This is a genomic window from Enterobacter sp. JBIWA005, assembly GCF_019968805.1.
Taxonomy (GTDB): Bacteria; Pseudomonadota; Gammaproteobacteria; order Enterobacterales; family Enterobacteriaceae; genus Enterobacter; species Enterobacter vonholyi.
In genome coordinates, this window is sequence record NZ_CP074159.1 from 4,534,687 (window position 1) to 4,548,740 (window position 14,054).

Annotated in this window: 9 protein-coding genes, 4 tRNA genes, 3 rRNA genes and 1 riboswitch; of the genes, 2 read left to right on the forward strand and 14 right to left on the reverse strand. The window is 52.9% G+C overall.

Annotated features, from left to right (window positions below):
- Positions 1-9: 9 nt before the first annotated feature.
- The 4 genes from ilvM to ilvL all read right to left on the reverse strand — a co-directional run bounded on the left by ilvM (position 10) and on the right by ilvL (position 2,154).
- On the reverse strand, positions 10-273 hold the full coding sequence (ilvM, locus tag KGP22_RS21590) for an acetolactate synthase 2 small subunit (RefSeq protein WP_024907956.1): 264 nt from the start codon (positions 271-273) through the stop codon (positions 10-12).
- Positions 270-1,916 carry an acetolactate synthase 2 catalytic subunit gene (gene ilvG / locus KGP22_RS21595; protein ID WP_223580743.1) on the reverse strand — a complete coding sequence of 549 codons (1,647 nt, stop codon included), beginning with the start codon at positions 1,914-1,916 and terminating at the stop codon, positions 270-272. The genes ilvM and ilvG overlap by 4 nt, the downstream gene beginning before the upstream one ends.
- A 2-nt stretch (positions 1,917-1,918) precedes the next feature.
- Positions 1,919-1,969: a peptide IlvX gene (ilvX, locus tag KGP22_RS21600; RefSeq protein ID WP_166792073.1), complete on the reverse strand. Its 51-nt coding sequence runs from the start codon at positions 1,967-1,969 to the stop codon at positions 1,919-1,921.
- Between the two features lie 86 nt (positions 1,970-2,055).
- Entirely contained in the window at positions 2,056-2,154 is a 99-nt protein-coding gene (gene ilvL / locus KGP22_RS21605) for an ilv operon leader peptide (protein ID WP_001311244.1), read from the reverse strand.
- A 341-nt stretch (positions 2,155-2,495) separates the two neighbouring features.
- Here ilvL and KGP22_RS21610 point away from each other — a divergent pair, with 341 nt between their 5' ends.
- On the forward strand, positions 2,496-4,016 hold the full coding sequence (locus tag KGP22_RS21610; RefSeq protein ID WP_223580745.1) for a YifB family Mg chelatase-like AAA ATPase: 1,521 nt from the start codon (positions 2,496-2,498) through the stop codon (positions 4,014-4,016).
- A gap of 30 nt (positions 4,017-4,046) precedes the next feature.
- On the opposite strand, the gene KGP22_RS21615 is transcribed toward KGP22_RS21610, so the two are convergent.
- Positions 4,047-4,385: a DUF413 domain-containing protein gene (locus KGP22_RS21615; protein ID WP_008501577.1), complete on the reverse strand. Its 339-nt coding sequence runs from the start codon at positions 4,383-4,385 to the stop codon at positions 4,047-4,049.
- Positions 4,386-4,503: 118 nt separating this feature from the next.
- Here KGP22_RS21615 and hdfR point away from each other — a divergent pair, with 118 nt between their 5' ends.
- Positions 4,504-5,325, forward strand: coding sequence for an HTH-type transcriptional regulator HdfR (gene hdfR, locus KGP22_RS21620; protein ID WP_111963500.1), 822 nt, complete (start codon positions 4,504-4,506; stop codon positions 5,323-5,325).
- 98 nt (positions 5,326-5,423) lie between these two features.
- On the opposite strand, the gene KGP22_RS21625 is transcribed toward hdfR, so the two are convergent.
- The 9 genes from KGP22_RS21625 to btuB form a co-directional block, all read right to left on the reverse strand.
- Positions 5,424-5,499, reverse strand: a tRNA-Trp gene (locus tag KGP22_RS21625).
- A gap of 53 nt (positions 5,500-5,552) precedes the next feature.
- Positions 5,553-5,629, reverse strand: a tRNA-Asp gene (locus KGP22_RS21630).
- Between the two features lie 55 nt (positions 5,630-5,684).
- Positions 5,685-5,800, reverse strand: a 5S ribosomal RNA gene (rrf, locus tag KGP22_RS21635).
- A gap of 73 nt (positions 5,801-5,873) precedes the next feature.
- A 23S ribosomal RNA gene (locus KGP22_RS21640) occupies positions 5,874-8,779 on the reverse strand.
- 170 nt (positions 8,780-8,949) lie between these two features.
- Positions 8,950-9,025, reverse strand: a tRNA-Ala gene (locus KGP22_RS21645).
- Positions 9,026-9,068: 43 nt separating this feature from the next.
- Positions 9,069-9,145: transfer RNA gene (locus KGP22_RS21650), tRNA-Ile, on the reverse strand.
- Positions 9,146-9,214: 69 nt separating this feature from the next.
- Positions 9,215-10,754, reverse strand: a 16S ribosomal RNA gene (locus tag KGP22_RS21655).
- The 16S, 23S and 5S rRNA genes sit together here with 4 tRNA genes alongside, the layout of an rRNA operon.
- Before the next feature lie 381 nt (positions 10,755-11,135).
- Complete coding sequence (gene murI / locus KGP22_RS21660; protein WP_023309660.1) at positions 11,136-11,987, reverse strand: glutamate racemase; 852 nt, start codon at positions 11,985-11,987, stop codon at positions 11,136-11,138.
- Positions 11,932-13,785 carry a TonB-dependent vitamin B12 receptor BtuB gene (btuB, locus tag KGP22_RS21665; protein WP_149367367.1) on the reverse strand — a complete coding sequence of 618 codons (1,854 nt, stop codon included), beginning with the start codon at positions 13,783-13,785 and terminating at the stop codon, positions 11,932-11,934. Before btuB ends, murI begins: the two co-directional genes overlap by 56 nt.
- Before the next feature lie 65 nt (positions 13,786-13,850).
- A riboswitch (cobalamin riboswitch) is annotated at positions 13,851-14,027 on the reverse strand.
- Positions 14,028-14,054: the final 27 nt, after the last annotated feature.

Here is a 14,054-nt window from a genome sequence, read left to right on the forward strand (position 1 = left end):
CTGTCACGCTTAAGCGCGGATTTGTTGTGATGTGGTTGTGCTCTGGCAGATGGCAACATGGGCAACATCTACCAGCTTTGATAACTGACTAAACAGTAAGTCGACCGACCGCGGGCTGGCAACGGTTAATTCGATACTGATATTCCGGGCGTCAGTGGCTGTCTCCATATTCATAGAGCAAATCTGAAAACCACGATGACGCACCACACGCAAAACGCGTTCTAAAGTTTCCGGGTTGAAGCGAGCCTGTACGGCGACCTGATGCTGCATCATGATAATTTCTCCATCATTTGTGAGTTACTGGCACCAGGCGGTACCAGCGGCCAGACGTTCTCGAGTTCATCGATTGAGACATGAAGCAGGTAAGGCCCATCGCTGTTCAGCATGGTGTCGAGCGCCGCTTCAACCTGATCTTTACGGGTGATGTGCTGGCCAGGGATGCCAAAGGCGCTGGCCAGGGTGAGGAAATCGGGGTTATCGGTGAGAGTCGTTTCGCTGTAGCGCTCCTGGAAGAACAGCTGTTGCCACTGGCGAACCATCCCTAAACGCTGGTTGTCGAGCAAGACGATTTTCAGCGGCAACTGCTTGCGTTTAACGGTGCCGAGCTCCTGGACGTTCATCATGAAGGAGCCGTCACCGGAGATACAGATAACGGTATCGTTCGGGCGGGCGACCTGCGCGCCAACGGCTGCTGGCAGACCGAAGCCCATCGTCCCTAACCCGCTGGAGGTGATGAAATTTTCCGGGCGGGTGTAGGTCATATGCTGCGCGGACCACATCTGGTGCTGGCCGACGTCGGTGGTGACGACGCTATCAGCAGGTTTGCGATCCGACAACTGCTTCAACAGCAGCGGCGCGTAGATGGCCTCGCCGGGGTGATCGTAACGCCATGCGTGCTCGGCGCGCATATCGGCGGTGTGCTGACGCCATGCGTTGATATCCAGCGGCTTCTGCAATGCCGGTAACAGCGCGTTGAGATCGCCCTGCAGCGCAACGTGCGCCTGACGCAGCTTGTTCATCTCCGCCGGGTCGATATCCATATGGATGACTTTAGCGTTCGGCGCAAAGGTATTCAGCTTGCCGGTGACGCGGTCGTCAAAACGGGCACCTACGGCGATGAGCAGATCGCACTCCTGCACCGCCAGGTTTGCCGCTTTGGTGCCGTGCATCCCCAGCATGCCCAGATAGTACGGATAGTCTGCATCTACCGCACCCAACCCTTTCAGCGTGCAGGTGGCTGGTATTTGCGTTACCGCGATAAATTCACGCAGGGCGGGAACGGCCTGCGCCATCCCGACGCCACCGCCGACGTACAGCATCGGCTGTTTCGCCTGAGCCAGCATCTGACGGGCCTCTTCAACTTCCGCATGCGGAAACGCGTCGTTGCTTTCAACGGTGGAGAAGTGGGGTTCCAGATCGCCAGGTGCAACCTGGATATCTTTCGGGATATCGACCAGAACCGGACCAGGACGGCCTGAGCTGGCCACTTCGAACGCTTCTGCCATTACGCGCGGCAGCTCTTCCAGAGACTGAACGAGGAAACTGTGTTTGGTGCAGGCCAGCGATAAACCCAGTACATCGACTTCCTGAAAAGCGTCGGTACCGATGAACGGAGACGCCACCTGCCCGGTGATGGCAACAACGGGAACAGAGTCCAGCAGCGCGTCAGCCAGGCCGGTGATGAGGTTAGTTGCGCCCGGGCCTGACGTTGCCATACACACGCCGGTTTTGCCGGTCGCGCGGGCGTAGCCAATGGCCGCCATCACTGCGCCCTGCTCGTGTCGGCACAAGAGATGTTCCACGCCGCCGTCATACAGTGCATCGTAAATCGGCATAATTGCGCCACCTGGATAACCGAATACTGTCTCGACTCCCTGCGCGCGCAACGCATGTACTACCCACTGTGCCCCATTCATAGTTAGTTCCCCGTCATAAATCGGGAGAAACAGAATTTTGTGCTAGTCGTCATTCTCTGCTCCTCATTTGCGTTTTTTAGTCATAAAAAAACCCCCGGACCTTTCGGTGCGGGGGTCTTAGTTCGTTAAGGCTTGATTTCTAAGCCTTTCCTCGTCCAAGTGCAGCCCCGCACGGTGGGATAATAATCACCACCACGCTAATCACGACCAGGCTAATCACTCGTAGAAGGGCTGTCATTTTCAGTTCTTTTTGCATCTTGTTCGAAGGAATACCTAAAGAGTTATCACAGTTTTTAAATCAAACACAAGATTTATTTATGACGGATTTGATTAGGCAGCGAATCATATTTCTTAAAATCTTTGTTTTATATAAAGAAATTAGAAAATGAATATTTTTCATTTTTTTACTGCAGTTCTTAACGTCAAAACGGGGCTTTTTACATTCTGCGAGGAAGCTTCCACGGTTATGCAATTGTTTCAGCGTGCGCTTAAAATCTCTGAACAGGCGGCGTAAATCAGCAAAATGACGCTAAACAGACAAAAAAGGCGCTGGCATAGTCACACCAGGAGGTAGTGCAAATGTCACTGTCAGTTGTTTATACGCGTGCGGCTCTCGGGGTAAAGGCACCGTTTGTTTCCGTTGAGGTTCATTTGAGTAATGGGCTACCCGGACTCACGCTTGTCGGTTTACCTGAAACGACGGTTAAAGAGGCCAGGGATCGCGTTCGCAGCGCAATAATAAATAGCGGTTATACCTTCCCTGCGAAGAAGATCACCATCAACCTTGCTCCCGCCGATCTGCCTAAAGAGGGGGGACGATACGATTTACCTATCGCAATTGCCCTTCTCGCGGCTTCTGAGCAGCTTAATACGACAAGGCTAGGCTCGTATGAGTTCGTGGGTGAACTCGCGCTCACAGGCGCGTTAAGAGGCGTTCCCGGTGCGATATCAGGAGCGCTGGAGGCCATACGTGCCGGGCGGCAAATCATTGTCGCAAATGAAAACGCATCAGAAGTGAGTCTTATCGCCGAGAAAGGATGCCTCATCGCGGGACATTTACAGGAAGTTTGTGCCTGGCTGGAAGGACGACATGAACTGTCCGAGCCAGAGGAGTGTGACGATGTTATAACCGACGTCCCGGAGGATCTCAGCGAGATTATGGGGCAGGAGCAAGGGAAACGGGCGCTGGAGATTACGGCCGCAGGTGAACACAATCTTCTGTTGATTGGCCCGCCGGGTACGGGGAAAACGATGCTGGCGAGCAGGTTGAGTGGATTGCTTCCACCGCTCAATAATCATGAAGCGCTGGAAAGCGCTGCCATATATAGCCTCATCAGTTCTGCATCGTTGCAAAAACAGTGGCGCCGTCGCCCTTTTCGTTCCCCGCATCATAGCGCTTCACTGACGGCAATGGTCGGCGGCGGGTCTATCCCCGGGCCGGGAGAAATCTCACTGGCCCATAATGGAATTCTATTTCTCGATGAGCTGCCCGAGTTTGAGCGCCGCGTGCTGGATGCACTGAGAGAACCTATTGAATCTGGCGAAATACATATCTCGCGCACGCGGGCCAAAATAAGCTATCCCGCGCAGTTTCAACTGGTCGCTGCGATGAACCCCAGCCCCACGGGCCACTACCAGGGCAACCATAACCGCTGTACGCCGGAGCAAACGTTGCGCTATCTGGGTAAGTTATCCGGCCCGTTCCTCGACCGTTTCGATTTATCCCTCGAAATCCCCCTTCCTCCGCCGGGTCTGCTCAGGCAGACGGGTATCACGGGTGAAAGCTCAGCGGATGTACGCGAGCGGGTGATTGCGGCCCAGACGCGGCAGTATGCTCGTCAGAACAGGCTAAATGCGCGGCTGGATAATGCCGGGATCCGGCAGTTTTGTTCCCTTAACAGTGAGGATGCGGGATGGCTAGAGGAGACGTTGACCCGTTTTGGGCTGTCTATACGTGCGTGGCAGCGTTTGCTAAAAGTGGCCAGAACCATTGCTGACGTGGAGGGGTGCACTGACATTGAGAGAAAGCATTTGCAGGAGGCGCTGAGCTATCGCGCTATCGATCGTTTGCTGCTGCATTTGCAGAAGTTGCTAGCATAAAAAAAGGGGCCATAGCCCCTTCTTATCATCTTAGTCATCAGACTCGGTGTAGTCTTCTGCACCTTCCATCTGCGGCTTGCCGCCAGACAGCGTATGGAAGCGCTTTGGACGCTTAATGCGTGCCATATACTTGATCCACACACGTTCCGCTTCAGACTGAGGCTCACGCTCACCACGGCAAACAGAAACAAACTGTTTTTCGTCTTCGGTTGCAGGTTCACGCTTACCCAGATCCAGCTCGTTAAAGGCATAACCATGGCGCTCAAGCAGTTGAGCTTCTTTGATGGTGAAATCGCCGTGACGAGAGAACCCGCGCGGATAATGTTTATTGTCGAAAAAACGATTAGTCGTCGTAAAGCTTTCCGCCATCCTACACGCTCCTAATTCTTTGGCCGAGCTATTTATGGCGCGGAGTATTAGTTACGCTTGACAGAGTGTAAAACAAAACATTTAAATCATAACGACAAATAATTTTGCGGAGAAAGATGTGGATACGGAATTGCTTAAAACTTTCCTTGAAGTGAGCAGAACACGCCACTTTGGGCGAGCAGCTGAAGCCCTTTACCTGACGCAGTCAGCAGTCAGTTTTCGTATTCGACAGCTGGAAAATCAACTGGGTGTGAATCTTTTTACCCGCCATCGCAACAATATTCGCTTAACGCCTGCCGGTGAGAAACTGCTGCCGTACGCAGAAACGCTCATGAATACCTGGCAGGCAGCACGTAAAGAGGTGGCGCATACTTCGAGGCATAATGAGTTCTCGATAGGGGCCAGCGCTTCTCTGTGGGAATGTATGCTAAGTCAGTGGCTTACCCGGCTGTATCATTCACACGGCCACCTGCAATTTGAAGCGAGAATTGCGCAACGGCAGTCGCTGGTTAAGCAACTTCATGAGCGTCAGCTTGATCTTCTGATCACAACTGAAGCCCCCAAGATGGACGAATTTAGCAGCCAGATTGTAGGCCAGTTTGGTCTGGCGCTTTATGCCTCTGAGCCTTTGATGATGAAGGCAGACCTGACCTATTTGCGCCTGGAATGGGGGCCAGATTTTCAGCAGCATGAGACTGGATTGATTGCACCTGATGATGTTCCACAGTTAACAACCAGCTCTGCGGAGATCGCCTGCCAGCAACTGCCCTTGCTGAGAGGTTGTACCTGGTTACCTGTTCGCTGGGCAGACGCTAAAGCGGGGCTGCATACGGTGATGGATTCCACCACGCTTACCAGACCGCTGTATGCGATTTGGCTGCAAAACAGTGATAAGCAAGCACAGATAAAAGATCTGTTAAAAATCAATGTAATGGACTGATACATCAGCCAGCAGGAATGCTGGCTGAATATTAAGAAGAGACGTTTTTGCAGGATTTCAGGCAAAAAAAATCCTTTGCCGAAGCAAAGGATTATATATGGCAGGGGCGGAGAGACTCGAACTCGCGACACCCGGTTTTGGAGACCGGTGCTCTACCAACTGAGCTACGCCCCTAAAGTTTTTTGCCATTAAGCCTGCCAAAAAGGCAGGCTTAATGTCTTAATAAGTGGCGGAACGGACGGGACTCGAACCCGCGACCCCCTGCGTGACAGGCAGGTATTCTAACCGACTGAACTACCGCTCCACCGAAGACTGCTGTAAACACCGGATTTATGCACCGGCTTACTACTTAATTTGATGCCTGGCAGTTCCCTACTCTCACATGGGGAGACCCCACACTACCATCGGCGCTACGGCGTTTCACTTCTGAGTTCGGCATGGGGTCAGGTGGGACCACCGCGCTAAAGCCGCCAGGCAAATTCTGTTAATCTGTATCAAAGCTGAAATTTGATTGTTTTGTCTCTTCGCCAAAACATCTTCGGCGTTGTAAGGTTAAGCCTCACGGTTCATTAGTATCGGTTAGCTCAACGCATCGCTGCGCTTACACACCCGACCTATCAACGTCGTCGTCTTCAACGTTCCTTCAGGACCCTTAAAGGGTCAGGGAGAACTCATCTCGGGGCAAGTTTCGTGCTTAGATGCTTTCAGCACTTATCTTTTCCGCATTTAGCTACCGGGCAGTGCCATTGGCATGACAACCCGAACACCAGTGATGCGTCCACTCCGGTCCTCTCGTACTAGGAGCAGCCCCCCTCAATTCTCCAGCGCCCACGGCAGATAGGGACCGAACTGTCTCACGACGTTCTAAACCCAGCTCGCGTACCACTTTAAATGGCGAACAGCCATACCCTTGGGACCTACTTCAGCCCCAGGATGTGATGAGCCGACATCGAGGTGCCAAACACCGCCGTCGATATGAACTCTTGGGCGGTATCAGCCTGTTATCCCCGGAGTACCTTTTATCCGTTGAGCGATGGCCCTTCCATTCAGAACCACCGGATCACTATGACCTGCTTTCGCACCTGCTCGAGCCGTCACTCTCGCAGTCAAGCTAGCTTATGCCATTGCACTAACCTCCTGATGTCCGACCAGGATTAGCTAACCTTCGTGCTCCTCCGTTACTCTTTGGGAGGAGACCGCCCCAGTCAAACTACCCACCAGACACTGTCCGCAACCCGGATCACGGGTCTACGTTAGAACACCAGCCATTAAAGGGTGGTATTTCAAGGACGGCTCCACGCAGACTGGCGTCCACGCTTCAAAGCCTCCCACCTATCCTACACATCAAGGACCAGTGTTCAGTGTCAAGCTATAGTAAAGGTTCACGGGGTCTTTCCGTCTTGCCGCGGGTACACTGCATCTTCACAGCGAGTTCAATTTCACTGAGTCTCGGGTGGAGACAGCCTGGCCATCATTACGCCATTCGTGCAGGTCGGAACTTACCCGACAAGGAATTTCGCTACCTTAGGACCGTTATAGTTACGGCCGCCGTTTACCGGGGCTTCGATCAAGAGCTTCGCGTTACCGCTAACCCCATCAATTAACCTTCCGGCACCGGGCAGGCGTCACACCGTATACGTCCACTTTCGTGTTTGCACAGTGCTGTGTTTTTAATAAACAGTTGCAGCCAGCTGGTATCTTCGACTGATTTCAGCTCCACCCGCAGGGGCTTCACCTACATATCAGCGTGCCTTCTCCCGAAGTTACGGCACCATTTTGCCTAGTTCCTTCACCCGAGTTCTCTCAAGCGCCTTGGTATTCTCTACCTGACCACCTGTGTCGGTTTGGGGTACGATTTGATGTTACCTGATGCTTAGAGGCTTTTCCTGGAAGCAGGGCATTTGTTACTTCAGCACCGTAGTGCCTCGTCATCACACCTCAGCGTTAAAAAACGACCGGATTTACCTAATCGTTCCGCCTACATGCTTAAACCGGGACAACCGTCGCCCGGCTAACATAGCCTTCTCCGTCCCCCCTTCGCAGTAACACCAAGTACAGGAATATTAACCTGTTTCCCATCGACTACGCCTTTCGGCCTCGCCTTAGGGGTCGACTCACCCTGCCCCGATTAACGTTGGACAGGAACCCTTGGTCTTCCGGCGAGCGGGCTTTTCACCCGCTTTATCGTTACTTATGTCAGCATTCGCACTTCTGATACCTCCAGCATGCCTCACAGCACACCTTCAACGGCTTACAGAACGCTCCCCTACCCAACAACGCATAAGCGTCGCTGCCGCAGCTTCGGTGCATGGTTTAGCCCCGTTACATCTTCCGCGCAGGCCGACTCGACCAGTGAGCTATTACGCTTTCTTTAAATGATGGCTGCTTCTAAGCCAACATCCTGGCTGTCTGTGCCTTCCCACATCGTTTCCCACTTAACCATGACTTTGGGACCTTAGCTGGCGGTCTGGGTTGTTTCCCTCTTCACGACGGACGTTAGCACCCGCCGTGTGTCTCCCGTGATAACATTCTTCGGTATTCGTAGTTTGCATCGGGTTGGTAAGCCGGGATGGCCCCCTAGCCGAAACAGTGCTCTACCCCCGAAGATGAGTTCACGAGGCGCTACCTAAATAGCTTTCGGGGAGAACCAGCTATCTCCCGGTTTGATTGGCCTTTCACCCCCAGCCACAAGTCATCCGCTAATTTTTCAACATTAGTCGGTTCGGTCCTCCAGTTAGTGTTACCCAACCTTCAACCTGCCCATGGCTAGATCACCGGGTTTCGGGTCTATACCCTGCAACTTAACGCCCAGTTAAGACTCGGTTTCCCTTCGGCTCCCCTATACGGTTAACCTTGCTACAGAATATAAGTCGCTGACCCATTATACAAAAGGTACGCAGTCACACCACGAAGGTGCTCCCACTGCTTGTACGTACACGGTTTCAGGTTCTTTTTCACTCCCCTCGCCGGGGTTCTTTTCGCCTTTCCCTCACGGTACTGGTTCACTATCGGTCAGTCAGGAGTATTTAGCCTTGGAGGATGGTCCCCCCATATTCAGACAGGATACCACGTGTCCCGCCCTACTCTTCGAGTTCACAGCCTGTGTGCTTTCGTGTACGGGACTGTCACCCTGTACCGTGCGACTTTCCAGACGCTTCCACTAACACACAAGCTGATTCAGACTCTGGGCTGCTCCCCGTTCGCTCGCCGCTACTGGGGGAATCTCGGTTGATTTCTTTTCCTCGGGGTACTTAGATGTTTCAGTTCCCCCGGTTCGCCTCGTTAACCTATGTATTCAGTTAACGATAGTGCAACGAATTGCACTGGGTTTCCCCATTCGGACATCGCCGGGTCAAAGGTTCATATCACCTCGCCGGCGCTTTTCGCAGATTAGCACGTCCTTCATCGCCTCTGACTGCCAGGGCATCCACCGTGTACGCTTAGTCGCTTAACCTCACAACCCGAAGATGTTTCACTTCTGATTGCGAAAATTTGAGAGACTCGAACACACCATTAAGATGTGTCGTTTCAATTTTCAGCTTGATCCAGATTTTTAAAGAGCAAAACTTCGCAGTGCACCTTTTCAGGTTCACTCTGAAGTTTTCTTGTGTTTGCAGTAAAAGATGGTGGAGCTATGCGGGATCGAACCGCAGACCTCCTGCGTGCAAAGCAGGCGCTCTCCCAGCTGAGCTATAGCCCCATCGTTTTGCAATCTCTGTACCGCTCATCCTTTAAAAGGAGTTTGGTAGGCCTGAGTGGACTTGAACCACCGACCTCACCCTTATCAGGGGTGCGCTCTAACCACCTGAGCTACAAGCCTGCAGAGATTTTTACTGCTGTTTTTCATCAGACAATCTGTGTGAGCACTGCAAAGGCAGGTTCTTTAAGGTAAGGAGGTGATCCAACCGCAGGTTCCCCTACGGTTACCTTGTTACGACTTCACCCCAGTCATGAATCACAAAGTGGTAAGCGCCCTCCCGAAGGTTAAGCTACCTACTTCTTTTGCAACCCACTCCCATGGTGTGACGGGCGGTGTGTACAAGGCCCGGGAACGTATTCACCGTAGCATTCTGATCTACGATTACTAGCGATTCCGACTTCATGGAGTCGAGTTGCAGACTCCAATCCGGACTACGACGCACTTTATGAGGTCCGCTTGCTCTCGCGAGGTCGCTTCTCTTTGTATGCGCCATTGTAGCACGTGTGTAGCCCTACTCGTAAGGGCCATGATGACTTGACGTCATCCCCACCTTCCTCCAGTTTATCACTGGCAGTCTCCTTTGAGTTCCCGGCCTAACCGCTGGCAACAAAGGATAAGGGTTGCGCTCGTTGCGGGACTTAACCCAACATTTCACAACACGAGCTGACGACAGCCATGCAGCACCTGTCTCAGAGTTCCCGAAGGCACCAATCCATCTCTGGAAAGTTCTCTGGATGTCAAGAGTAGGTAAGGTTCTTCGCGTTGCATCGAATTAAACCACATGCTCCACCGCTTGTGCGGGCCCCCGTCAATTCATTTGAGTTTTAACCTTGCGGCCGTACTCCCCAGGCGGTCGACTTAACGCGTTAGCTCCGGAAGCCACGCCTCAAGGGCACAACCTCCAAGTCGACATCGTTTACGGCGTGGACTACCAGGGTATCTAATCCTGTTTGCTCCCCACGCTTTCGCACCTGAGCGTCAGTCTTTGTCCAGGGGGCCGCCTTCGCCACCGGTATTCCTCCAGATCTCTACGCATTTCACCGCTACACCTGGAATTCTACCCCCCTCTACAAGACTCTAGCCTGCCAGTTTCGAATGCAGTTCCCAGGTTGAGCCCGGGGATTTCACATCCGACTTGACAGACCGCCTGCGTGCGCTTTACGCCCAGTAATTCCGATTAACGCTTGCACCCTCCGTATTACCGCGGCTGCTGGCACGGAGTTAGCCGGTGCTTCTTCTGCGGGTAACGTCAATCGCTGTGGTTATTAACCACAACGCCTTCCTCCCCGCTGAAAGTACTTTACAACCCGAAGGCCTTCTTCATACACGCGGCATGGCTGCATCAGGCTTGCGCCCATTGTGCAATATTCCCCACTGCTGCCTCCCGTAGGAGTCTGGACCGTGTCTCAGTTCCAGTGTGGCTGGTCATCCTCTCAGACCAGCTAGGGATCGTCGCCTAGGTGAGCCGTTACCCCACCTACTAGCTAATCCCATCTGGGCACATCTGATGGCAAGAGGCCCGAAGGTCCCCCTCTTTGGTCTTGCGACGTTATGCGGTATTAGCTACCGTTTCCAGTAGTTATCCCCCTCCATCAGGCAGTTTCCCAGACATTACTCACCCGTCCGCCGCTCGTCACCCAGGAGCAAGCTCCCTGTGCTACCGCTCGACTTGCATGTGTTAGGCCTGCCGCCAGCGTTCAATCTGAGCCATGATCAAACTCTTCAATTTAAGTTTGATGCTCGTGAATTAAACTTCGTAATGAATTACGTATGTTCACTCAGAGACTTGGTATTCATTTATTGTCCGAAGACATTAAGAATCCATGTCACTTTGAGTGCCCACACAGATTGTCTGATAAATTGTTAAAGAGCAGTGCAACGCGGCTTTCGCTCACCGTTGCGAGGTCCCGTATATTACGTTTTCCTCGTTCAGAGTCAAGTGATTATTTTCGCTTTTCTCTGCTGGGGTTCATCTCTGAACCCCGCTAACCCGGCGGCCTGTAAGCCGTTGTTCCGTGTCAGTGGAGGCGCATTATAGGGAGTTCTCAGACGTTGACAACCCCTCTTTTAAAAAAAACTTTCAACCGTCTCTTTTTTGCTCAAAACCGTGCTATAGCGCCAGTTTTTCGAGCGTTTCAAAGCCATAACGGCGTAAAACGGGTAAAAGTTGCTCAGTCTCTTTCGTGATAGCCATACAAAACGCGATATTCGCATCGGTAGATTTCGCATCCGGCGCTTCGTGTTCCAGCAGCCAGGCAGTACGACGAGCGATAGCCGCACCCGAATCCACCAGGCGCGTCCCCTCCGGTAACACCTCCAATAACTCTTCCTGTAATAGCGGGAAGTGGGTACAGCCCAGCACAACGGTATCCGGAGGTTCGGGCATCCGCAGCCACGGACGAAGAATACGACGCAGCTCGTCGAGTGATACCGCCTTTCCATGCAGCTTCGCTTCGGCCATCTCCACCAGCTCGGCCGAGCCCAGCATCGCAATCTGACATTCGTTAGCAAAACGGTCGATCAGCTCGCGGGTATAAGGACGCTTTACCGTGCCTCGCGTTGCCAGCAAACCCACTATGCCGTTCGCCGTCAGACGCGCGGCAGGCTTTATTGCAGGGACGACGCCCACAACCGGGAACTGGAATTTTTCACGCAGGGCGGGAAGAGAAACGGTGCTCGCCGTATTACAGGCGATGACGGCCAGCGCAAGGGGATAGCGTTTTTGTACCGCAGTGACGATTTCAACTACACGCTCAACAATAAAATCTTCGCTCTTTTCCCCATACGGGAAAGCGACGTTATCGAAGGCGTAGATGTAATGGAGATCCGGCAGGAGATGCCGAATCTCATCATAGACCGAAAGCCCACCGACGCCGGAATCAAACACCAGCACGGTGGGACGCGGATTAGAAGGTGTAGCTGCCAGACAAGGTGTATTCCCGTCCTGCAGTTTGGTAGCCATAAACTGTCTCGTAATCTTTATCGAACAGGTTGGCTATTTTACCACGAACTGTAAGGTGTGAGGTGACAGGATACGAAACTGCGACATCCCACAGGCTTACACCGCCCATTTTCACGCGTTCTGACGAATAGGTGTCAGGATCAATCGCGACATCATAGCGGGTGCCCAGATAACGGTAGGCAAGGTTCCAGTCGAGATCCCATACCTGCCAGTCAAGCTGGTACTTAACCTGCTGCTTAGAACGGCGGGCCAGTACTTCGTTGGTTTTGGCATTACGCGGGTCGACATAATCATAGGAAATCTGATGTCCGACCGGGCCAGTATCGAACTGTGCCGTCGCTTCCACACCTTTAATACGTGCTTCGTCGACGTTGTAGTAACGATACGTATGCGGATCGCTGTTAATAAGATTATCAATGTCATTGCGATAGCCGGTGATACGCCAGTTGACCGGTCCCGTCAGACCTTCAAAGCCCCCTTCCCACTGTTTACTCTCCTCCGGTTTGAGGTCCGGATTACCGTAAGAAGCGCTGTGGATCTGGCTCATGGTTGGTGCTTTAAATGCGGTACCGTAGGAGGCAATCACGCGATAGCCATCCACAAACTCCCACGCCGCGCTGGTTTGCCATGTGCCATGGTTACCAAAGTTGGAGTTGTCGTCATTACGCGCCGCCGCTTCCAGCGTCACGCTGCTGAACTGCTGCATTGCCGAAACAAACACGCCGGTATTGCGTTGCTCGTAACCTTTATCCAGGTAGCCCGTTCCGGCCTGCGTCTTCTGCTTTAGCCAGTCCAGACCTGCGCCAATGTTGCCGTGACCGACCTCCACGGTATTGAGCCATTGGGTGGTGTACTGCTTCACGTCATCCATGGTGGCGGAATCAGCGTAACGCCCTTTCTTCGGATCATAGTTCTGATCTTTACTGCGACCGTAACCCGCGACCAGCTGTGACTGGAAAATCCCCTGGTTGTAACGCAGACCGGTATCCCAGTTCTGGCTATAGAGCTGGCGAGTATCAGGTCGTCCATCCACCATAAAGTTGTCGTCGTAGTGATCGTAACCGTCGTACGCGGTGCGGTTGTCATAACCAAAGCCACGGAAAAAGCCGCTCACGCTGTCGGTAATCTGCTGTTCCACAGAGCCGTACAGCGATTTACTCATAAAGCCATCGCGGTCCGGCTGGCGCGGAGCATCTTTGGCATCAATATCAAAACCACGGGTATAGGTGTAGTTACCCGCCATGGTGATTTTGGTTTTATCCAGCACCTGCTGGAAAGCGCCGTCATAGGTCTGATAACCCTTAGAGCCGACGCCCGCTGAGATTTCCGCACCCGGCTTGTCACGTCCGGTGATGATGTTGATCACGCCGCCAATCGCATCGGAGCCATACAGGGCCGAACGCGGACCACGGATGTACTCAATACGCTGAATCAGCGAGGTCGGGATTTGGCTCAGATCGGGAACGTTGCTGATCCCGGCGTTATTCAAAGGAATACCGTCAATCAGCACCAGCACATGGCGAGATTCCGTTCCGCGAATAAAAGTCGAAGAGTTCGAGCCCATTCCACCGCTTTGCGCGATATCCACGCCAGGCAGACGTGACATGATTTCCACCACGCTTCTGGCCTGCCAGCGTTCAATATCTTCGCGCGTCACCACGGACGTCGGTGCCAGAACAGTTTTTGCCGGTTGTTCAAAACGATTTGCCGTCACCACCAACGAGTCTGCGCTATCCTGCGCCCAGCCCGAAAATGCCGTGACGGACAACGCCGTCAACAGCGATACTTTTTTAATCATTGTTAAAGCATCCACAATATAAGAAGGATGCCGCAGGCCTCATCGATAGCACGCGATGATGAAACCAAATGCGACGTGATCCCGGCAGGTCTTCGGGCTAGGTGGCTATATAAGGATGAAGACTTCCCATTTTCACAGTGTCTACAACGCTCATCCCGCCAGTCTTTACCGCTGCGCGTCAGCTCCAGATTTACACTGGATTCCCTTTTCACTCTCAGGAGACCGGAAACAGAATGCTACAATTAGACACGTATGGATGTCCAGACAGC